Source organism: Vibrio celticus, from assembly GCF_024347335.1.
In the GTDB taxonomy this organism is placed as follows: domain Bacteria; phylum Pseudomonadota; class Gammaproteobacteria; order Enterobacterales; family Vibrionaceae; genus Vibrio; species Vibrio celticus.
Genome location: NZ_AP025463.1, coordinates 2279526 through 2301712, shown reverse-complemented (window position 1 = coordinate 2301712; position 22187 = coordinate 2279526). Strand labels below are relative to the sequence as shown.

The 22187-nt window shown below is 44.8% G+C and carries 22 protein-coding genes; 16 read left to right on the top strand and 6 right to left on the bottom strand.

Translation table 11 applies throughout. The annotated features are described in order from the left end of the window. Positions 1–73: 73 nt before the first annotated feature. The 6 genes from OCV19_RS10380 to OCV19_RS10355 all read right to left on the bottom strand — a co-directional run bounded on the left by OCV19_RS10380 (position 74) and on the right by OCV19_RS10355 (position 6572). Positions 74–1060: an alpha-L-glutamate ligase-like protein gene (locus OCV19_RS10380; protein ID WP_065676980.1), complete on the bottom strand. Its 987-nt coding sequence runs from the start codon at positions 1058–1060 to the stop codon at positions 74–76. Between the two features lie 3 nt (positions 1061–1063). Next, entirely contained in the window at positions 1064–2569 is a 1506-nt protein-coding gene (locus tag OCV19_RS10375; protein WP_065676981.1) for an inactive transglutaminase family protein, read from the bottom strand. A gap of 17 nt (positions 2570–2586) precedes the next feature. Next, positions 2587–3327 carry an ATP-dependent zinc protease family protein gene (locus OCV19_RS10370; protein ID WP_065676982.1) on the bottom strand — a complete coding sequence of 247 codons (741 nt, stop codon included), beginning with the start codon at positions 3325–3327 and terminating at the stop codon, positions 2587–2589. A 313-nt stretch (positions 3328–3640) separates the two neighbouring features. Beyond that, entirely contained in the window at positions 3641–4612 is a 972-nt protein-coding gene (gene cmoB / locus OCV19_RS10365; protein ID WP_050643797.1) for a tRNA 5-methoxyuridine(34)/uridine 5-oxyacetic acid(34) synthase CmoB, read from the bottom strand. A 186-nt stretch (positions 4613–4798) separates the two neighbouring features. Continuing rightward, the gene (gene cmoA / locus OCV19_RS10360) at positions 4799–5527 is read right to left on the bottom strand and encodes a carboxy-S-adenosyl-L-methionine synthase CmoA (RefSeq protein ID WP_017062083.1); all 729 of its coding nucleotides are present in this window, start codon (positions 5525–5527) and stop codon (positions 4799–4801) included. Between the two features lie 139 nt (positions 5528–5666). Beyond that, positions 5667–6572 carry a DUF72 domain-containing protein gene (locus OCV19_RS10355; protein WP_083994347.1) on the bottom strand — a complete coding sequence of 302 codons (906 nt, stop codon included), beginning with the start codon at positions 6570–6572 and terminating at the stop codon, positions 5667–5669. A 280-nt stretch (positions 6573–6852) separates the two neighbouring features. On the opposite strand from OCV19_RS10355, the gene aspS reads away from it, so the two are divergent. From aspS to ybgF, 16 genes are all read left to right on the top strand, one after another. Further along, positions 6853–8631, top strand: a complete 1779-nt coding sequence (aspS, locus tag OCV19_RS10350) for an aspartate--tRNA ligase (RefSeq protein WP_017062081.1) — start codon at positions 6853–6855, stop codon at positions 8629–8631. 171 nt (positions 8632–8802) lie between these two features. Continuing rightward, a complete protein-coding gene (gene ruvC, locus OCV19_RS10345) occupies positions 8803–9324 on the top strand; it encodes a crossover junction endodeoxyribonuclease RuvC (protein ID WP_004736470.1) in 522 nt (173 codons plus the stop codon). 196 nt (positions 9325–9520) lie between these two features. Beyond that, the gene (locus OCV19_RS10340; RefSeq protein ID WP_065676983.1) at positions 9521–10981 is read left to right on the top strand and encodes a methyl-accepting chemotaxis protein; all 1461 of its coding nucleotides are present in this window, start codon (positions 9521–9523) and stop codon (positions 10979–10981) included. A 92-nt stretch (positions 10982–11073) separates the two neighbouring features. Further along, complete coding sequence (gene ruvA / locus OCV19_RS10335) at positions 11074–11685, top strand: Holliday junction branch migration protein RuvA (RefSeq protein WP_065676984.1); 612 nt, start codon at positions 11074–11076, stop codon at positions 11683–11685. Between the two features lie 103 nt (positions 11686–11788). Then, positions 11789–12805, top strand: coding sequence for a Holliday junction branch migration DNA helicase RuvB (gene ruvB, locus OCV19_RS10330; RefSeq protein WP_017062078.1), 1017 nt, complete (start codon positions 11789–11791; stop codon positions 12803–12805). A 552-nt stretch (positions 12806–13357) separates the two neighbouring features. Continuing rightward, positions 13358–14944 (top strand): cytochrome ubiquinol oxidase subunit I, encoded by a 1587-nt coding sequence (gene cydA / locus OCV19_RS10325; protein ID WP_017062077.1) that lies wholly within the window; start codon positions 13358–13360, stop codon positions 14942–14944. Between the two features lie 13 nt (positions 14945–14957). After that, positions 14958–16094: a cytochrome d ubiquinol oxidase subunit II gene (cydB, locus tag OCV19_RS10320; RefSeq protein ID WP_048607292.1), complete on the top strand. Its 1137-nt coding sequence runs from the start codon at positions 14958–14960 to the stop codon at positions 16092–16094. Between the two features lie 31 nt (positions 16095–16125). Further along, a complete protein-coding gene (gene cydX / locus OCV19_RS10315; protein ID WP_000270284.1) occupies positions 16126–16233 on the top strand; it encodes a cytochrome bd-I oxidase subunit CydX in 108 nt (35 codons plus the stop codon). Next, positions 16226–16528, top strand: a complete 303-nt coding sequence (gene ybgE / locus OCV19_RS10310; RefSeq protein WP_017055065.1) for a cyd operon protein YbgE — start codon at positions 16226–16228, stop codon at positions 16526–16528. Before cydX ends, ybgE begins: the two co-directional genes overlap by 8 nt. A 172-nt stretch (positions 16529–16700) precedes the next feature. Next, entirely contained in the window at positions 16701–17138 is a 438-nt protein-coding gene (gene ybgC, locus OCV19_RS10305) for a tol-pal system-associated acyl-CoA thioesterase (RefSeq protein WP_017067533.1), read from the top strand. Next, positions 17128–17811 (top strand): protein TolQ, encoded by a 684-nt coding sequence (gene tolQ / locus OCV19_RS10300; protein ID WP_065676985.1) that lies wholly within the window; start codon positions 17128–17130, stop codon positions 17809–17811. Before ybgC ends, tolQ begins: the two co-directional genes overlap by 11 nt. A gap of 3 nt (positions 17812–17814) precedes the next feature. Next, complete coding sequence (tolR, locus tag OCV19_RS10295) at positions 17815–18258, top strand: protein TolR (protein WP_065676986.1); 444 nt, start codon at positions 17815–17817, stop codon at positions 18256–18258. Positions 18259–18271: 13 nt separating this feature from the next. Next, positions 18272–19339 carry a cell envelope integrity protein TolA gene (gene tolA / locus OCV19_RS10290; RefSeq protein WP_065676987.1) on the top strand — a complete coding sequence of 356 codons (1068 nt, stop codon included), beginning with the start codon at positions 18272–18274 and terminating at the stop codon, positions 19337–19339. A gap of 12 nt (positions 19340–19351) precedes the next feature. Beyond that, on the top strand, positions 19352–20704 hold the full coding sequence (tolB, locus tag OCV19_RS10285) for a Tol-Pal system beta propeller repeat protein TolB (protein WP_065676988.1): 1353 nt from the start codon (positions 19352–19354) through the stop codon (positions 20702–20704). 113 nt (positions 20705–20817) lie between these two features. Continuing rightward, on the top strand, positions 20818–21360 hold the full coding sequence (pal, locus tag OCV19_RS10280; RefSeq protein WP_017062069.1) for a peptidoglycan-associated lipoprotein Pal: 543 nt from the start codon (positions 20818–20820) through the stop codon (positions 21358–21360). A 33-nt stretch (positions 21361–21393) separates the two neighbouring features. Then, the gene (gene ybgF, locus OCV19_RS10275; protein WP_017072257.1) at positions 21394–22176 is read left to right on the top strand and encodes a tol-pal system protein YbgF; all 783 of its coding nucleotides are present in this window, start codon (positions 21394–21396) and stop codon (positions 22174–22176) included. Positions 22177–22187 lie beyond the last annotated feature (11 nt).

Genomic DNA, 22187 nt, shown 5'->3' with positions numbered 1-22187 from the left:
AGTTATGCGGCCTTTTTATCGAGCTAGCTTCAGTATCAATGGCTGAGTCGTTTCGCTTTTAATTTAGATGAGCTTAGCTTGGAAAAATTTCGCTACCGTGACCGTGAACACCAAATTGCTTAGCAGCGTAGGCAACGCGCTCTGCTGGTTTTGGATATTCAGCGGGTGTGCCCAGGTTTTCAATATGATGCAAGCGAGGTAATAAACCTGCGCCGTTTGCAATCTGTATTGCTAATCCAGGACGAGCGTTTAGTTCCAGTACCATTGGGCCTTCTTCTTGGTCTAAAACCATGTCCGTACCCATGTAGCCAAGGCCTGTCATTTCCCAAGCACTTGATGCAAGTGTCAGCAGCTTTTCCCAATGGGGTACTTGTAGTAGCGCCAACTCTTTACCCGTATCTGGGTGGTGAGTCACTGGGTGGTCAAACTGAACCGCACGAACAGCTTTACCCGTAGCGATACAAATACCTACGCCCACAGCACCTTGGTGCAAGTTAGCTTTACCATCAGAAGCTGAAGTCGATAGACGCATCATCGCCATGACAGGGTAGCCCTTGAATACAATGATTCGTACATCTGGAACACCCTCGTAGCTGAAGCCGTCAAAACACTCGTCAAACTTGATGAGGTTTTCAACTACCGCAACATCGTTCTTACCACCGAGCGAGAAAAGACCTGCGAGAGCGTTACTGATGTGACGCTCTACGTCTTCTTCATTGATAGTCGAACCTGATGGCTTGGTGTAAACGCCGTCCTTGTGAGAAGTCACAACAAGGATACCTTTACCACCACTGCCTTGAGCTGGCTTGATTACGAAACCCGGCCACTCTTTTACCATCTTGTGGATTGTTTTTACTTCAGCTTGATGACCAATCACGCCAATCAGTTTTGGTACAGTAGCACCAGCCTGTTCAGCAATGATTTTCGTCTTAAGCTTGTCATCAACGAGTGGATACTTGGAACGATCATTGTAGCGACCAATATAACTATGGTTACGCTTGTTCATTCCCATTATGCCTTTGTCTTTCAACCTAAACGGTGAAGTAAACTGATCAAACATAACTTAGTCCTCCGCTAGCGGTTTAAAGCGACGAAGCTCGGTTAGACGGTATCCTGTGTAGTTACCTAGTAGCAAGATGGTCGCTAGAATAACAAGCTGTAAACCAATAAAGTTAAACGTTAAGTGCTGAATGAACGGGTTAGTCATGCCTAAGTAAACAAGAACCGCAGTGAATAGAGAACCACCACCTTGTAGCATTACTTCTTTCGCGCCTTCTTCTTCCCAAAGGATAGACATACGTTCGATAGTCCAAGATAGGATGATCATTGGGAAGAACGTAATTGACAGACCTTCAGTCAGACCGACTTTAAACGCGACCACGGTAAACACAGAGATAATCATGATTACCGTAATGATTACGGCGGATATCCTGGCTACCAGTAGCAAGTTGAGTTTGGACAAGTAACTTCGAATGATAAGACCCGTACCAACGATCAGTAGGAAGCCCACAATACCCGTTACCAGCTGTGTTTGAACAAACGCCACCGCAATCAGAACTGGCATGAAGGTACCAGACGTTTTCAAACCGATGATGACACGTAAGAACACAACAATAAGCGCACCGATAGGAATCAGCATGATGGTTTTAAACATCGCCTGCTCTTCTAACGGTAGGCTGTGAATTGAAAGGTTTAATAGCTGGTCAGCCGATACTTTACTGTTGGTTGCTTCAGTCGGGGAAACCTCTTGAGCAATCATAGAGAAGTGAACTTTACTGTTCTGACCACCCATAACATCAAGCAGAGACACATTTGATTCGTCCCAGATAAGTAGGTTTGGTTGAACTTGCTGTTCGCTAGATTCAGGAGAGAAAAGAATCCACTCATCGTTATCCCAAATCTGAATCATGTTCTGAATCGATTGGCGACGACGGCCATCTTCTAGCTCGATAACACCAACCACTTTGTTGTGTATTTTCGCTGCTGAAAGTAGCTTGTGTGTCGCTTCCACTTTGGTCATGTTGTTCAGAATCAGCGCCGAGTTTTGGCTGTCTGGATCATTAAGCGTTTTGATGAGCTCACGAGTGAACGTTAGATTGTCTGCAGAACGCTTTGTTGCCCTATCAATCAGAGCAAGAGACGCCGCTTCTTCCGGACCGTCGAAGCTTGGTTGAACCACTTCACCTTCTGGTGGTGTATCGTTCACTTTAGCTTGGTTGTCTACGAGGAATTGTGTCTTGTAGTAGATGGTTTGAGGACCATCTGCGTAACGAATAGACCACTCAGCACGACGACCTGACTCAGTATTTAGGTAAGAAATACCGTAACCCGGCGATGAAGCCGTTTCGCCGATAAGTGTGTAGTTAGACTGAGTATGAGGAGCTGCTAAGGAAACTTTTGCTTCTTTGCCTACTGCGTTGAACTCGATGCGAGCTTCAACGTCCCAAACCTGTCTGGTTTCCCCTGGAGTCCAAGGTACACCGTAGGTCGTATGTCTGAACATACTCAGTGTTATACCTGCCACGATAAGCAGGAATATAGAGATATAAAATGGAATTCTTGACGTCATAGCTTACCCTACTATTGTTATTTAACTTCCGTTTGTACGTACTTTTTACTTACATCTACTAGCGCTATGTCTTTGATAAATTCGCGCCCTAGTAATACAGGGTGACTCATTTGAGAGCGATCCGCCAATGTAAATTGCGCTTTTTCATGGATTTTTCCAACTTTCACCCATAATTCGATCACAGCTCGACGTTCTGCTTGATCATTGGTTGATTGACGGATTTTTACATAACGTACAACAGGCGCTTCAATCCATTTCTGGTCTTCTTCAGCTTGGGCTTTGTCGTCTAGGTGAAATTTAACCCAGTTCTTACCGTTACGTTCGAATTCTTTGATATCGACAGCGTTTAAAGAAGAGGTGGTTGCGCCAGTATCTACACGTGCATCAAAGCTTTGCTTGATAGAGTCGATAGACACTTTTTCGATGCCGCCAAGGATAGTCGGTTGTGATGTAGGAGCGATAGGAGCAACGGCAACAGCGACAGGTTCTTCTTCCTCTAGCTCTTCAAGAACCTTGTGTTCCATGCTCGTTAGATGGGTATCTAATTGATTAGAAAGGGTAGTGATTTCGTCTTCTAAGCTTTCAATATAGTCACTTTGATTGCTTAGTTGCAGTTCAAGATTTTGAACCTTATTTGCGATGTTTGTCTCTGAGCGGGAAATTGCGTCGAGAGTTTCTTGGTGGTAGGTAGCACCGTTCGTGAGGGTACAACCAGAGAGCAAACCAACCGCCACAATAGACGATAATCGCTTAAACATAAAAAAAACCTTTGAGAATTTGAGAATAGTTCAGACTATTTAGAAGTTTAGCCCACAAAAAAGGATGCGTGAAGCATCCTATTGTAAGAGTCTGGTCATATTGAATCGCAATGTGAGCGCTACGCCAATTATTGCTATTTGAAATAGCTCACTTATTAAACATAAGTCAATTTTTGTTCAATTCGTGAGCTCAGGAAGCAAAGTTCACCGCGAAATTAACGGTGGCTTTTTGACCATGCAAGCAATTGTTGTGCTGCCTTAATAGGCTTGTGCTTTATTTACTCAATATGCCACTGCTTTGTGGGCAGTAAATCTATGGTTTTGTTGCTACCAGAATCGCACGTCTCGGTGCAGGGTGACCTTCAACCGTTTTACTTGGATCGTTCGGATCGAGGTAATCTGGAAGAGAGTTGTGTGTCATCCATTCTGTGGTGCGTTGTTCACCAGTTGTCGTGACATTTTCGTCAACGATTCGTACGTCTTCAAAACCAACTTGTTCTAGCCAGCGTTTCAGTGCGCGAGCTGAAGGGAAGAAGTAGACGTTTCTCATTTGCGCGTAACGGTCAACAGGAACCAGTACCGCATTTTCGTCGCCTTCGATAACCAAGGTTTCAAGAACCAGTTCACCGCCAGACAGCAATTGGTCTTTTAGTTGAATCAAGTGGTCCAGTGGTGAACGACGATGGTAAAGCACGCCCATGCTGAATACCGTGTCGTAGGCTTCTAGCTTTGGCAGCTGCTCGATACCTAGAGGTAAAAGGTGAGCTCGTTGGTCATCACCCATCAACTTACGAATCGCTTCAAACTGAACCAAGAATAGGTGAGAAGGATCGATACCAACCGTTAAGCGAGCACCTTCACCCAGCATGCGCCACATGTGGTAACCATTGCCACAACCTACATCGAGAACCGAACGGTTTTTTAATGGAGAGATATGTGGAAGCACACGATCCCATTTCCAGTCACTGCGCCATTCAGTATCGATATGAATATCGTGAACCGTGTAAGGGCCCTTTCTCCATGGGTGGAACGTCTTTAATAGGCTTTCTAGCTTTTTAAGTTCGCCCGTGTGAAACGGTGTTGAGCTACCAATCGTCACTGAGTTTTTCAGGTCAACTTGGTCTGGCACACCTTGTGGAATCTTGTTTAGTGCACGTAACCAGCGGTCAAAGTCACCGTGCTCTGCATTTTGCCAATCGGTCAGTTGCTGTGGCAGGACATTTAGCCACGGCTGAAGGCGAGTATCTTGGGCAATAAGTTGATAAAAATTGGCAAAATTAAACATAGGTTTTCACTGAGTTGGTGGTGTAGAAATTAAATTTGTCACTCCATTAAGAGTGTGGACAAACATGCTAGAGAATCTCGTTTATCGTGTTTGATAAGAGATCCCCAATTCGTTTGTTCCTCGCTCTTGAGGATGACATTTTAGTACGTGCTAACGGTGTCGCGACTGTTACGTAATCGAAAATATTTACTTTATCGCGAACATTGAACCAAAGTTGAAACATTGGAACCAGACTTCGCTGCTTGAGAAACCAATCTTATCAAATCGCTCTCTGTGAACAGGGATCGAATCCGGGCGCATCACGTTTTCAATTGCGCTACGTTTCTGACTTACTTCTAGCTCGCTGTACCCGTTAGCACGTTTGAAATCATGGTGCAGGTCGATAAGCAGTTCATTTGAGCTTTCATCTTCGAATACGTATTTTTCAGACAGGATTAAGATCCCGCCTGGGCGCAAGCCAGCATGAATTTTCTCAAGCAAAGCGTATCGGTCGTCCGGAGAAAGAAATTGCAGCGTAAAGTTGAGCACCACAACAGAAGCGTCTTTGATTTCCACTTCACGGATGTCGGCTTCAATCACTTCTACCGGCGTGTCACTGCGGTAAGCATTGACGTGCAATTTGCAGCGCTCAACCATGGCTTCTGAATTATCGATCGCGAAAATCGTGCAGCCTTCTTGCTGAATGTGACGACGCATTGAAAGTGTTGCAGCACCAAGCGAGCAGCCAAGGTCATAAATATTTGAATGTGGCTTTACAAAGCGCTCAGCCAGCATGCCGATTGCAGAGATGATATTGCTATAGCCAGGCACCGAACGTTGAATCATATCCGGAAATACTTCAGCAACCCTTGCATCAAAGGTGAAGTCTCCAATTTTATCAATAGGAGCGGAAAAGATATTGTCTGTGTTGCTCATGGCATTTTCTCTCGACAGTCAGCGTAATTGGCACAAAATTCGTACCAAATAAAAGGGGACGCATTTTACGTAAAAAAAGCGCCACTGTCACGAAAACTGAGATTTAGCTCAAGGTTCGAAGCTACTCATAGATGATGAGTTAAAACATCGAGATTTGGTTATTGCCTTTTTGAGCCGGAAACTGAGCCAGATCGGGAAGTAATAATGATGTATTTTCAGACACTTGCTTTTGTAGTCTCTTATAAATAGCAATCGCAAGTTCGGGCGCGTGGTTATTGTCTGGGGTGTGGATCATTAAATAGGGTTGTTTGCCTTCATTGAGCCAGTTTGGGATTTTGGCAAACCAAGGCTTAAAAAACTCAATGTTAGGTTCTTGGTCTGGGTGCCCAATAAATCGAATCATCGGGTTATTGGCGGTCGCAATTGCATGAACAGGAACACGCGGTTTTTTCTGATGCGCATCGATCACCGCTTCTGTGGTGGGTGGCGCAGAGAAAACGGGGCGGCTGTCCATAATGATGCGATTGATGCCTTCCTCAACCAGCCATTGGTTGAAGCGTTTTTCCGCATCGCCCTTATCAAAGAAACCTAGGTGTCGAACTTCGACGCCAAGCTGCATATCTTTTGGGAATAAGGTGCAAAACTTTTGTAGGGCAGGCAGCATGCTGGGCTCAAAACTGTGCGGCAGCTGAATCGTCCATTGACCAATGCGGTCGTGCAGTGGCGACATAGTCATCAAGAACTCTTTGAGCTCTGCTTGGCAGTGTCTGAGTTGCTGCTGGTGGGTGATGAATTTGGGTAGCTTAAACGTGAACCTGAAATCATCGTGACTCGCGGCTTTCCAATTGTGAACGGTAGACATACTCGGCGTCGCGTAAAAGGTCGTGTTACCCTCGACGGTATGAAAAACTTGCGTGTACTTTTCTAAGCGTTCAGCAGGCTTGGTGCCTTTACCGTAGAACTGACTTTGCCACTCAGAATGAGACCACATAGTTAATCCAAGTCTTAGAGGTAAAGTGTCCATCGTTTTTGCACCATTAGTCATCACATCACTGCTTTTAATCGAAATGAAAATCTACTTTACGAGAGTTTTGCTGATTAAGGTACTTTCGAGATATAATTATCGCAATTTTTTCGGTTTTGATGAATCTTTGCGCACTTGATGGGCTAAAAAGCAGCAAAGCCAGATAAAACACAATAAATTCGAATGTGGAAGGTCGATTTTAAGCGAGTTTCCGCGTATAAATGTTCCTTTGCTCTGTAGGGTTATTTTGACACCTACAGCTTGGAAATTAGTAAATTATTAAGAGATTGGGAAATTCATTATGCGTACCCATTACTGTGGTAACCTGAACAAGTCCCTGGCGGGACAAACTGTAGAATTGTGCGGCTGGGTAAACCGTCGCCGTGATTTAGGCGGTCTTATCTTTATTGATATGCGTGATCGTGAAGGCATCGTTCAGGTTGTTGTCGATCCAGATATGAAAGATATCTTCCCGATCGCTAACCAACTGCGTAATGAATTCTGTATCAAGTTTACTGGTGAAGTACGAGTTCGTCCGGACAGCCAAGTAAATAAAGACATGGCTACTGGTGAAGTAGAACTTTACGCGACGGGTCTAGAGATCATCAACCGTTCAGAAGCGCTTCCACTTGACTTCAACCAAACGAACTCTGAAGAGCAGCGTCTTAAGTACCGTTACATCGATCTTCGTCGTCCAGAAATGAGCGACCGTATCAAGCTTCGTGCACGTGCTTCTAGCTTCGTTCGTCGTTTCCTAGATGAGAACCTATTCCTAGACATCGAAACGCCAGTACTAACAAAAGCGACTCCAGAAGGTGCTCGTGACTACCTAGTACCAAGCCGTGTTCACAAAGGTAGCTTCTACGCACTTCCTCAATCTCCTCAGCTGTTCAAGCAACTGCTGATGATGTCTGGTTTTGACCGTTACTACCAAATCGTTAAATGTTTCCGTGATGAAGACTTACGTGCTGACCGTCAGCCTGAATTTACTCAAATCGATATCGAAACATCTTTCATGACTTCTCAAGAAGTACGTAACGTGACTGAGAAGCTTGTTCACGATATGTGGAAAGAACTTCTAGATGTTGAACTGGGTCAATTCCCAGTAATGCCTTTCTCTGAAGCGATTCGTCGTTTCGGTTCTGATAAGCCAGATCTACGTAACCCACTAGAGCTAGTTGACGTTGCTGACTTGGTTAAAGACGTTGAGTTCAAAGTATTCTCTGGCCCAGCTAACGACGAAAAAGGTCGCGTAGCGGTTATCCGTGTTCCAGGTGGTGCTAAGCTAACTCGTAAGCAAATCGACGGCTACGCTGAACACGTAAACATCTACGGCGCGAAAGGCCTAGCTTGGATGAAGGTTAACGACCGTGCTGCAGGCATGGAAGGTATTCAATCTCCAGTTGCTAAATTCCTAAGCGAAGACGTAATCAACGGTATTCTAGATCGTACTCAAGCTGAATCTGGCGATATCATTCTGTTCGGCGCAGACAAAGCGGGCATCGTTGCTGAAGCAATGGGCGCACTTCGTCTTAAACTAGGTACTGATCTAGAGCTAACAGACACATCTGCATGGGCTCCACTGTGGGTTGTTGACTTCCCAATGTTCGAAGAAGACGGCGAAGGTAACCTACACGCAATGCACCACCCATTCACATCACCACTAGGTGTGAACGCGGAAGAGCTAAAAGCGAACCCAGCAGCAGCAAATTCTGATGCATACGACATGGTAATCAACGGCTACGAAGTAGGCGGCGGTTCTGTACGTATCCACAACGCAGAAATGCAAACAGCGGTATTTGGTATCCTAGGTATCGAAGCACAAGAGCAACAAGAGAAGTTCGGCTTCCTACTTGAAGCGCTTAAGTACGGCACGCCACCGCACGCAGGTCTAGCATTCGGTCTTGACCGTCTAGCAATGCTACTTTGTGGTACTGAGAACATCCGTGACGTTATCGCATTCCCGAAAACAACAGCTGCAGCATGTCTACTAACAGACGCGCCAAGCCTAGCGAACCCAGCATCATTGGAAGAGCTAGCAATCGCAGTTAAATTGGCAGAGAAAAAAGAGCAAGCGTAAGCCTGTTATCTTTTCTTGCTGATGAAGAGATCCTAGTTGATAGAGAGCTCTTAATTAATTAGCCAGACTAGCCAGTAAATTAGAAAATGCCCGTTAATTTGACGGGCATTTTTTTTTGCGTTCGATATACTAAGCTCATAAAGCATGTATAAATAATCAGTATTTGAAGTTATGTCTATTATCTTAGGGATTGACCCTGGCTCGCGTATTACCGGCTATGGCGTGATTCGTCAAAATGGTCGCCATCTATATTACTTAGGTAGCGGTTGTATTCGCACTTCCGAAAAAGAACTGCCGGGCCGACTTAAACAAATCTACGCCGGTGTGAGCGAAATCATCACTCAGTTTCAGCCAGATGTGTTTGCGATAGAGCAGGTCTTTATGGCGAAGAATGCAGATTCTGCACTTAAGCTGGGACAAGCGCGTGGCAGTGCGATAGTGGCAGCGGTAAATGCTGATCTCCCCGTTCATGAATATGCGGCTCGTCTAATCAAACAAGCGGTGACAGGCAATGGTGGTGCAGATAAGTCGATGGTTCAGAACATGGTGATGAGCATGCTTAAGTTACCCGCTAAACCACAGGCCGATGCTGCCGATGCTTTAGGCGTAGCGATCACTCACGCCAATACTAATAAAACCTTGGTTGCGCTGGCAGGTAAAGCGACAGGCGCGAGAAAAGGGCGCTACCGTTAATCCCATCCCTCTGCTTTCTAAAAGCTTCCATTACATGAGCCTGACGCCTCGTTTGGCTCATATCAAAACAATACGCCCCTAAATCCTTGATGAAATGAGATCTTTCGAACAGAACCCAGATAATAACATTGTGTATTATTTAACATGTTATTAACATTGGTCGGAGGTCTTACAAGTTAATCAAGGATGATCACTGATGAACCCAATCAAGCTGTGGCGCGTGCTGTTTCTACCTAAAAGCAATGGGTGGGGTAACAACGAAGTCAGACAAGCCGATATCTTATTACTCTTCACTTTTATCGCATTCTTTGTGGGTGTTTATAGCTTAATCAAGTGGACTAAGCACGAAGAGCAACTTCTGATCGCCACATCTGTATTTCTTATCGTATTCGAACTGATCTCTGCACTGCTACTTCGTGTGACGAGTAAGCCGAGCCTTGCACTTAACTTTGGTTTTGTCGGCATGGCGGTACACGCGTTGAACATCATTTATCAAAGTGGTGGGGTTGTGGCTTCCACTCAAGCTTATTGGGTGCCGTTGTTAGTGGTCGCTTTTTTCTTATCAGGAACTCGAATTGTCGCCTTAGTTTGGAGTGGGCTGGTTATCGGCGTGTCACTAGTAATGACCTCAGCACATCTCAATGGATTTGCATTTCCTCTACTTGAGCTAACCCCCGATGCGGTAGTGGTAGAAACTTGGTCTGGTGTGATTATGCCGCTGGTGGTGATCTGCATTGCCCAAGCCTTTACCGCTAAGCAAAAAGAGGTGGCAATCGAAATGGCAGAGGATGCGATTTCAGAAAGCCAACACGTTGCCAACCAAGCGACGCAAAGTGAAGGTCGACTTTCTATTGTCCTAGACCAAGCTAACTCAAACTCTGAAAGCTTACAGGGCGTATCTGTTCATTTAGACCAGCAGTCGCAAGATCTGCATGCTCAAGTTGAGGTGTTGAACATCAATTGTGAATCTCAGGCGAGTGCAGCAGAACAGATGAGCCAACAACTGCATCAAATGACTCAAGGCATCGAAGAATCCAATTCATTTGTGGGCGAACTGAAAGAGCGCAGTGAAGCGGTCGGAACCAAAGCGCAAAAGAGCTCAGAATCACTAGAAGCTTCAACCAGTGCAATCAGCCAGATCATTCAAAGTAATCAAGAAATCATGAAAGTCGCGGACTTGATTACCTCGGTTGCCGAGCAAACCAACCTATTAGCACTCAATGCAGCTATAGAAGCGGCTCGTGCCGGTGAGCAAGGACGAGGTTTTGCGGTAGTTGCAGACCAAGTGAGAGAGCTATCTGCGAAAAGCAGCCATTCCGCGATAGAAATTCGAACCTTATTAGACCGAAGTAAAGAAGAAGTGGAACATGGCAGAGCCATCATTGAAACTACGGCCAATGAAATGAACGGCATTATCTCTGAGGTGCAAACCATCTCGACCGATGTTAATCAGCTCACCAATATTATGGCGATGCAGATGAGCTCATTGAAAGAACTCGATCTCGCCAGTTCAGAAGTGGCGCAGAGCGTTGCAGAAACCAAATCCGTGTCAAGTTTAGTCGCTAATTATGGTTCTGAACTGACCGGGCATGTCACCTCAGTAAAAGAACTGGTCGAAAGCTTAAACAGCGTGGTTTCCCAAGCTAAGCAAGCTTAAATAAATCATCCTAATAAACACAAAGAACTGGATAAGCATCCAGTTCTTTTATATTCTGTCCCTCAAATTATATTCCACCAAGAGAGTGAATTGTGATCGGACGTCTACGCGGTACATTAATAGAAAAACAGCCACCAGAATTACTAATCGAAGTGAGTGGCGTTGGCTATGAAGTTCAAATGCCAATGAGCTGTTTTTATGAATTACCAAATGTGGGCGAAGAGGCAATCATCTACACGCACTTTGTTGTACGTGAAGATGCGCAGCTACTTTATGGTTTTAACACGGTTAAAGAGCGTGCGCTGTTCCGTGAAGTGATCAAAGCAAACGGTGTGGGCCCTAAGCTTGGCCTTGGCATTCTTTCAGGCATGACAGCTAGTCAATTTGTGCAGAGTGTTGAGCGTGAAGACATCTCGACGCTGGTTAAACTTCCGGGTGTGGGTAAGAAAACCGCTGAACGTCTGGTTGTTGAAATGAAAGACCGTCTGAAAGGGTGGGGCGCGGGTGACTTGTTTACTCCAGCGACAGATGCAGCTCCTATTGATTCTATGCCAACCGTTCACGACGCGGAAGAAGAAGCGGTAAGTGCACTACTTGCATTAGGTTACAAGCCGACTCAAGCTTCTAAGGTGATTTCTCAAGTGGCTAAAGATGGCATGACCAGCGAACAGTTGATTCGCGAAGCTCTGAAATCGATGGTTTAATACCCGATATACTTGTTCGACAAAATAGACTCATTCACTTTGCCTTTACACAGCGTCAAGAAGCGCAGAGTCAACAAGAGCATAGTTAGGAATAGCAGAATTTATGATTGAAGCCGATCGCCTTATTGCACCGGATAACCCAGTATTCAAAGATGAAGATGTCATTGATCGTGCAATACGCCCTAAAGCACTTGCTGACTATCAAGGTCAGGATCACGTTCGTGGCCAGATGGAGATTTTCATCAAAGCGGCACAGTTGCGTAACGAGGCGCTCGACCATCTGTTGATATTTGGTCCTCCAGGTTTGGGTAAAACCACGTTGGCGAACATTGTTGCCAATGAGATGGATGTCAACATTCGTACGACTTCAGGCCCTGTTCTAGAAAAAGCAGGCGACCTAGCGGCGTTACTGACCAATCTCGAAGAAAATGATGTCTTGTTCATTGATGAGATTCACCGTTTAAGCCCTGTGGTTGAAGAGGTGTTGTACCCAGCAATGGAAGACTACCAATTAGATATCATGATTGGTGAAGGCCCAGCGGCACGCTCTATCAAGATCGACCTTCCTCCTTTTACTTTGATTGGCGCAACCACTCGTGCTGGCTCACTGACATCGCCGTTACGTGACCGTTTTGGTATTACTCAGCGTCTTGAGTACTACAAGGTTGAAGATCTACAAAACATCGTTCAGCGCAGTGCAGATTGCCTTGGTCTTTCTATGGAGTCCGAAGGGGCGCTAGAAGTTGCTCGCCGAGCTCGTGGTACGCCACGTATTGCTAACCGTCTACTGCGCCGTGTTCGTGATTATGCGGAAGTAAAAGGCGACGGGCATATTTGCCCGGAGGTTGCTGACAAAGCGCTAAACATGTTGGATGTCGATGCTAAAGGTTTCGACTACATGGATAGAAAGCTTCTGCTGGCGATTATGGAGAAGTTTGGTGGCGGTCCGGTAGGTATCGACAACATGGCTGCCGCGATTGGTGAAGAGAGAGACACTATTGAAGATGTGTTAGAACCTTACTTGATTCAACAAGGTTACCTACAAAGGACGCCAAGAGGTCGAATCGCGACCGACAGAGCGTATTTACACTTTGGAATAGATAAACCCTCCAATCGTTAAATTATTCATTTTTAAAGATCCCAGTTGCATAAGCGCTGGGATTTTTTGCTTTTTACTGAATAACAACTCTTTGAGCGAGTCGATAAAAAGATCGAAAAGGGATCTTCAAAAATGGAAACTTTGATTTCAGGTTTGATTTAGATGACAGGAAATGAAATAAGTTGTCATATTTTTTGTTAATACCTTATAGGTAGTTGTAATTCGGATGTTGAGGCGGTGCTGAGCATTTGTCACAGATATCATGCGCTGTTATTAAGACAAGCATAATAGGTGTGATTTTAATCATAATTGTACAAAAATAACTCTAATTTGCTCGAATAAATTTGATACAAATCAACGCAGGGTTCTCCCATAAACCTTTTGAAACATACTGATTTTACCAGTAATATTAGCGCCAGCTATATTAGCTCATGCTTAACAATAATCTAACTATAACGGTACGTTTTTGCTACAAATTTCAACTTGTAATAACAATTACATAAATTGTTTTAACATGGATTTTTGCGGTGAATAATCACACAAGTGTCATTCAGCCGACACAAAGGAGTTACCATGATTGATGTTGTTGATCTGTCGCGATTGCAGTTTGCATTTACAGCGATGTATCACTTCCTATTTGTTCCACTGACTTTAGGTATGGCATTTCTACTTGCCATTATGGAGTCAGTTTATGTAATGACTGGCAAGCAAATTTACAAGGACATGACCAAGTTCTGGGGTAAATTGTTTGGTATTAACTTTGCTCTTGGTGTAGCGACAGGCTTAACCATGGAGTTCCAGTTTGGTACTAACTGGTCTTACTATTCTCACTATGTTGGCGACATTTTTGGTGCTCCGCTAGCTATCGAAGCGCTTGTTGCATTCTTCCTAGAGTCTACTTTTGTTGGCCTATTCTTCTTCGGTTGGGACAGACTGTCAAAGCGTCAGCACTTAGCGGTAACTTGGTTAGTAGCACTTGGCTCTAACTTCTCTGCGCTTTGGATCTTGGTAGCAAACGGCTGGATGCAAAACCCAGTGGGTGCGGAATTTAACTTTGAAACTATGCGTATGGAAATGGTGAGCTTCGCTGAAGTTGTACTAAACCCAGTAGCACAAGTTAAATTCGTACACACAGTAGCGTCTGGTTACACAACGGGTGCAATGTTCATCCTTGGTATCAGCTCATACTACATTCTTAAAGGTCGTGACCTTGCCTTTGCTCGTCGCTCTTTCGCGATTGCAGCGTCTTTCGGTATGGCGGCGATCTTGTCAGTAATCGTACTAGGTGATGAATCTGGTTACGAGCTTGGTGAAGTTCAAAAAGTGAAGCTCGCTGCTGTAGAAGCGGAATGGCACACTGAAGAAGCACCAGCAGCATTTACTGTTTTTGGTATTCCAAACCAAGAGACAATGAATACTGACTACGCAATTAAAATTCCTTACGTAATGGGTATCATCGCAACGCGTTCGCTTGATACTGAAGTAACTGGCCTACGTGACCTACGTGATGACCACGTTGATCGTATCCGTACTGGTATGTACGCGTACGAGCTGCTTGAAAAGCTACGTGCAGGCGATAAGTCTGAAGAAAACATGGCTGCGTTCGACGAAGTGAAAGGTGACCTAGGTTACGGCTTGCTTCTTAAGCGCTACACAGACGACGTTGTTGATGCAACAGAAGACCAAATCCAAATGGCTGCGGATGATTCTATCCCAACAGTTTGGCCTCTATTCTGGTCATTCCGTCTGATGGTTGCTTGTGGCTTCATTATGCTGTTTGTATTCGGTGCTGCGTTTGTTCAAACGTGTCGTCAGAAAATCGAACAGAAACCATGGGTACTTAAAGCTGCGCTATTCTCAATCCCACTGCCTTGGATTGCGATTGAAGCAGGTTGGTTCGTTGCTGAGTTTGGTCGTCAACCATGGGCGGTTGGTGAAATCCTACCGGTTAACGTTGCTGCATCAGCACTGACTATTGAACAGCTTTGGACTTCTCTATTCGCTATCCTGGCACTTTACACAGTGTTCTTGATTGCTGAAGTTTACCTAATGCTGAAATTCGCACGTAAAGGTCCAAGTAGCTTGAAGACAGGCCGTTACCACTTCGAACAAAACGATAACTCTGTTGAAGACAAAGTTAGCCGTTCAGTTGAAGTATAAGTGAGGGAATATTATGTTTGATTACGAAAGCTTACGACTTATTTGGTGGGTATTGATCGGTGTTCTACTGGTTGGTTTCGCCGTAACTGATGGCTTTGATATGGGTGTTGCCGCTCTGTCACCTGTTATCGGTAAGAGCGACACTGAACGTCGTATTATGCTAAACACGATTGCCCCTCACTGGGATGGTAACCAAGTTTGGCTTATCACTGCGGGTGGTGCATTATTTGCTGCATGGCCACTGGTTTACGCAACGTCGTTTTCTGGCTTCTACTTCGCAATGTACGCGACGTTAGCAGCGCTTTGGTTACGTCCACTTGCACTTGACTACCGCTCTAAGATCGAAGATCCAAAATGGCGCAAAACTTGGGACTATGCACTTTGCTTTAGTGGCGCAGTACCACCAATCATTTTCGGTGTGGCATTTGGTAACCTACTACAAGGTGTTCCATTTGAACTGAACGAATTTATGATGTCTAAGTACCATGGTACGTTCTTCGCTTTGCTTAACCCATTTGCATTGCTTTGTGGTGTGTTGGCTCTGATGTTGTTCGTGATGCAAGGTGCAACATGGCTTCAAATGAAGACAACAGAAGAGCTGCACGCTCGTGCTCGTAACGTTGCTCAGATCACTGGCCTAATTGCTATTGCTCTATTCGTTATTGGTGGTTTCTGGGTTCAATCTATCGAAGGCTATGTAATTACGAGCACTATCGATACGTTTGCTGACTCAAACCCATTAAACAAAGAAGTATCACTTCAAGTGGGTGCTTGGATGACAAACTTCGAAACATATCCAGCAATGTGGGCTGCGCCGATCCTTGGTGTAGCGATGCCACTGCTTGCTGTGATTGCATCTCGCTTTGAGCGTGGTGGTTTCGCATTCTTGTTCTCAAGCCTATCGAACGCTGGTGTTATTTTAACGGCTGGTTTTGCAATGTTCCCATTCGTAATGCCATCAAGCCTGAACCCTAACCAAAGCTTGACTATGTGGGATTCAACAGCGAGTGAGCTAACGCTTGGTCTTATGACTGTCGTTGCGGCGGTAATGGTTCCTGTGATTCTTGGCTACACAACTTGGACATACTACAAAATGTTCGGTCGTCTAGATAAGAAACACATCGAAGATAACGACGTTTCAGCTTACTAAGCTAGAAGTTAAATAACTTAGGAGAAATTTTATGTGGTATTTCGCATGGATTTTGGGTGTACTTCTAGCATGTGCATTCGGCATCATCAATGCTCTATGGCTAGAGCATTCAGAAATGATGGACAAAGACAGTGAGTAATCTCGCAGAGCAAATCGCTAAGCTGCATCAACCAATGGATAAGACTCTATTAAGAGCTTTATCCTTGGTATTGGGTTTCATGCATGTTGGTTTAGTGATGTGGGATCCTGAAGCGTATGCGACAAGCATCGGGGGCTTTAACGCGATCATCGGGCCAATGTTTATCTGGGCAGTTTGCTCAAGCATGGTTTACGGTATTGGATTTAAGCCAAGAGCTTGGATGTGGCAGCTACTGTTTAGCCCATACGTTTCACTCACAATTTTGCTCTACCTAACGGTGCTGCGCCTTCTATAAAAGGCAAAGGATTTAGGTTCATAACGATGTGAATCTTTATACTTGTTGGGTTTTTAGCCAAAAAGAGGTCATCTTATACAGATGGCCTTTTTTTTCGTCTGTTAAATCAAAAAATTCACAGCGATATACTATTAATGATAAGGAGTTAGGTTATAGTGAGATCTTTATCGTTTTGGATTGTGGTATCAAATTGCAGGGATTATCTAAGCCATTTACGTGGCCAGTGACAGTGTATTACGAAGACACCGATGCAGGTGGTGTTGTATACCATTCAAACTATCTTAAGTTTTTCGAACGCGCTCGAACTGAGATGTTGCGCTCAATTGGCGTTTCTCAGCAAGTCTTGTTAGAACAAAACATCGGTTTTGTAGTCCGACATATGGACATTGATTTTATTCAAGGTGCGCGCCTTGATGATTCTTTACAAGTCATTACAAATATTTACGAGTTGAAGCGAGCTACCTTGGTCTTCTGTCAAGAGATCGTAAATCCTGATGGCAAAGCATTGTGTAAAGCAATGGTTAAGGTAGCATGTATCGACAATCAAAAAATGAAACCAAAGGCAATGCCAACATTTATTCTTACGGAGCTAACGAATAGTGACTGCTGAAATCTCAATCTTAGGCCTAATTTTAGAAGCTAGTTTATTAGTTAAAATGGTCATGCTAGTTCTTATGGGCATGTCTGTTGTTTCTTGGGCGATGATCATCAAAAGAAGTAAAGTATTATCTCAAGCTTCGAAACAAACAGAAGTGTTTGAAGACAAATTTTGGTCAGGCGTTGATCTTGCAAAATTGTACCAAGAGAGCAATAAACGCAAAGACGAGCTTTCTGGTACTGAAGAAATTTTCTACGCAGGCTTTACTGAGTTTGCTCGCCTTCGTAAATCGAATGCAACATCACCTGACTTCATTATGGAAGGCTCTGGCCGTGCGATGCGCGTTGCTGTTGCTCGTGAAGTCGATGAACTAGAAACTAACTTACCTTTCTTGGCGACCGTTGGTTCTATCAGCCCATACATCGGCCTATTTGGTACGGTTTGGGGCATCATGCACTCATTCATCGCATTAGGTGAAGTGAAGCAAGCGACACTCGCAATGGTTGCTCCTGGTATTGCAGAAGCGCTGATCGCAACCGCAATGGGTCTATTTGCTGCAATTCCAGCAGTAATGGCGTACAACCGCTTCAGCAGCCGAGTAGGCAAGCTAGAGCACAACTACGCGACTTTCTCTGAAGAGTTCCACAGTATTCTTCACCGTCAAGCGATGGCTGGCAGGGAATAATAGATGGCTGGATACCAACCTAAAAAACGCAAAATGACAGCAGAGATTAACGTTGTACCTTACATCGACGTTATGCTTGTTTTGCTGATCATTTTTATGGTGACTTCGCCGTTTGTTACTCAAGGCGTTGACGTTGAATTGCCTCAGGCTTCAACGGCTAAATCGACACAAGACCTACTGGGGGACGACAACGCAAGTTTCATCATCGTTGAAGTGAACAAAGACGGTGAACTTGGCTTGAGCGTTAATGACGAAGAAGTACAGCGTGGTTTATCTATGGAAGATATTATCGTCCGAGTGAAAGCTGAGTTGTCTTTGAAGCCGAATTCTCCAGTGGCGGTTGGCGGTGATGCCGCAACGCCTTACGCTGAAGTGGTTTTATTACTTGATGAATTAAGCCGTGCAGGTGTGCCAAAGGTTGGCCTTTTAACGGATATAAGGGAATAGCTCCGTAGCATTCATGAAAGCGACTAATAAAAAATCCAATAGTTTCAGAAAACCGCTTCTTATTTCACTTGGGCTGCACGTCATTTTATTCGTTGCGCTTATTTGGGGAGCGGATTTCACGATGTCAGAACCTAAGCCGACAGGGCAGATGGTTCAGGCTGTGGTGATTGATCCTCAGTTGGTTCGCCAGCAAGCTCAACAGATTCGTCAACAGCGAGAAGCCGCGAGCAAGAAAGAGCAAGAGCGTTTAGACAAACTGAGACGTGAAAGCGAACGACTTGAAAAGAATCGTAAAGCTGAAGAAGAAAATATTCGTAAGCTAAAAGAACAACAAGCGAAAGAGGCTAAAGCGACTCGTGAAGCTGAAAAGCGCCGAGTTGAGAAAGAGAAACAACGCAAAGCTGAAGAAGCGCGTTTACAGCAAGAGAAAAAGAAAGCCGCTAAAGCCGAAGCTGATCGCAAGCTGAAAGAAGCTGCGTTGGTGAAAGCCGAGAACGAGCGTAAGGCCAAAGAAGCGGCAATCGCAAAAGCTGAACAAGAACGCGTGGCAAAAGAAAAAGCCGCGAAAGAGGCAGCAGACAAAGCTCGCAAAGAGAAAGAAGCCGCTGAACGCGCTGAAAAGCAACGCATAGCGAAAGAGAAAGAAGCGGCAGCCGCAGCAGAGAAAGCCCGTAAGGCAAAAGAAGCTGCAGCAAAAGCAGAAAAAGAGCGTAAACAACAAGAAGCAGCATTGAACGATATCTTTGCTGGGCTTGAAACGGAAGCGACTCAAAACTCTTCAGCAAGACAACAATTTATCACTGATGAAGCGCAACGTTACGGGGCGATCTATACCCAACTGATTCAACAGAACCTGTTGTTAGAAGACAGCTATCGAGGACGCTCATGTCGAGTGAACCTTAAGCTGATTCCAACTGGCTCTAATGCGATATTGGGTAGTTTGAGTATCTTAGATGGCGATAGCCGTTTGTGTGCAGCAACCAAGCGTGCGGTGGCACAAGTGCAATCTTACCCGTTGCCTAAAGACCCAGACATTGTGAACTCACTGAAAGACATTAACTTAACTGTATCACCAGAGTAAAAGGACGAACTTGTGTTAAAGAAACTATTACTGAGTTTTGTTTTCTTAATAGCTACAAGCAGCCAGTTTGCACATGCAGCGCTGGAGCTGGTTATTACAGACGGTATTAACTCTGCAAGACCTATCGCTATTGTACCTTTCCGTTGGGAAGGCACAGAGCCATTGCCACACGATGTATCAGCGGTTATCGCTTCTGACTTACAACGCAGTGGTAAATTCAGCCCAGTTGCAACAAGCAAAATGCCTCAAACGCCTTACAGCGAAGGTGAGGTGAATTTTGATGCTTGGACTAACCTAGGTGTTGATTCACTGCTAACAGGTAGCATCACTAAAAATGCCGAAGGGCAGTATGTGGTGAACTACCAACTGATCGACATTGTTCGTGGTCAACTGACTAAAGGACAAAGCCGCGCACTAAGCGATGAAGGCCAATTGGTACTTTCTAAAGATCACGTGTTGTTCAACAAGAAAGCGACAGTGCCTGGTAAACGTTTGAGAGAGTATGCACACCGTATCTCGGACTTAGTGTATGAAGAGCTAACCGGTGAGAAAGGCGCGTTCTTAACTCGTATCTCTTACGTAGTTGTGAACGACAAAGACCAATACCCATACCAACTGCGTGTTGCTGACTACGATGGCTTCAACGAGCGTTTAGTTCTTCGTTCTAAGCAACCTCTGATGTCACCTGCATGGTCACCAGACGGTAAAAAGCTTGCTTATGTGAGTTTCCAAAATGGCCAAGCGGAAATATTCATCATGAATATTTACACTGGTGAACGTGAGAAGGTGACGTCATACCCTCGTCATAATGGTGCGCCAAGATTCTCGCCAGATGGTAAAACATTGGCATTGGTATTGTCGAAAACAGGCAGCCTTCAGGTGTACACACTTGACCTTGCTAGCCGTAAGCTGACTCAAATTACCCGCGGCCGTTCTAATAATACTGAACCATTCTGGCACCCAGATGGCAAGTCTCTTATTTTCACATCGGATCGTGGTGGTAAACCACAGATTTATAATGTAAATTTGTCCAATAATTCGACTTCTCGTATTACTTGGCAAGGTAGCCAAAACTTAGGTGGCCAGATCACTCCTGATGGTCGATTCATGATCATGGTTAATCGCAACAACTCAGGTTTTAACTTGGCTAAGCAAGATTTGGAAACCGGTGCGGTTCAGGTACTAACAAAAACATTGTTAGATGAGTCTCCAAGTATTGCACCGAATGGAGGTATGGTTATCTATAGCTCTATTTACAACAAAACAAATGTACTATCGATGGTTTCTATCGATGGCCGTTTTAAAGCTAGATTACCGGCAACTAACGGACGCGTAAGAGCGCCTGCATGGTCACCGTTTCTCTAGTGATTTTGATACATTCTTTTAGCTATTGATAGTGTTAACTATTGTGGCATTTAACTATCTATAGCACTCTTAGTCGCTGTAGAAACTAAGTTTGATAACGTAAGGAAAAAAAGATGCAACTTAACAAAGTTCTTAAAGGCTTGATGATTGCACTACCAGTGATGGCAGTAACGGCATGTAGCTCAACTGATGAAGCAACATCTGCAACATCTGGTACTGAAAGCAACCAAACAACTTCAGGTTCAGAAGGCAACGTAGACACAACTGTTGTAACGCCAATTGACGCTAACGGTCAACTGTCTGAGCAAGAGCTTAAAGAACAAGCGCTACGTGAAACTCAAACAATCTACTTCGCATTCGATAACTCTACTATCGCTGGCGATTACGAAGAAATGCTAGCAGCTCACGCAGCATACCTAGTTAAGAACGTTGACATGAACGTTACTATCGAAGGTCACGCTGATGAGCGCGGTACTCCTGAGTACAACATCGCACTTGGCGAGCGTCGTGCACAAGCTGTAGCGAAATACCTACAAGCTCTAGGTGTTCAAGCTGACCAAATCTCTATCGTAAGCTACGGTGAAGAGAAGCCACTTCTTCTAGGTCAATCTGAAGATGTGTACGCTAAAAACCGTCGCGCAGTACTAGTTTACTAATTTTAGTAGACTATATAATTGAGGAATTGCCTCATGTTCAGTAACACAAAGCGAGTCATTTTGCTTTCGTTACTGGCAAGTGCAGCGAACACCGCGTTCGCTGCACCAGCTCCAGTATCCGATCTCAATAGCACCGCAACCAATTCATCCTCCTCCTCTCGATCAGCATCTAACGAATCAGATATTGAGCGTTTAGAGCGCCTGCTTCAAAATCGCAATCTCGTTCAGCTTCAAATGCAACAGCAAATCGACGACATGGCACTGGAGATCAGTGAACTTCGTGGTGAGCTGGAACGAAACAGCTACGATATGAAGCAAATGCTAGAGCGTCAGCGTGAACTGTTCATTGAACTGGATCGCGTAAGAGGCGAGGTGAAAGCAGCAGGAACAGCAACGGTAGCAGTGGCAGCGAGCGAAGGCTCTAAAGACGCTTCTGGTACGTTCAGTACTGATGTGGATGAGCAAACTGCTTATCAAAATGCTGTAGATATGATTCTAAAGCAACGAGACTACACGGGTGCTATCGCTGCATTCCAAAAGTTTCAAAAAGACTTCCCAGATTCTACCTTCACACCTAACTCACATTACTGGTTAGGTCAGCTTTATTTCGCTAAGAAGCAAGATAAAGAAGCCGTGAAGAGCTTCGCTGCTGTTGTGTCGTACAAAGACTCAAACAAGCGAGCAGATGCACTGGTTAAGCTTGGTGACATAGCAGCGCGCAACAACAACGCGACGCAAGCTAAGAAATATTACCAACAAGTCGTAACCGAGCACCCAAACAGTGCTTCGGCTAAAGTGGCCAAAACCCACTTATAACCAAAATAGGG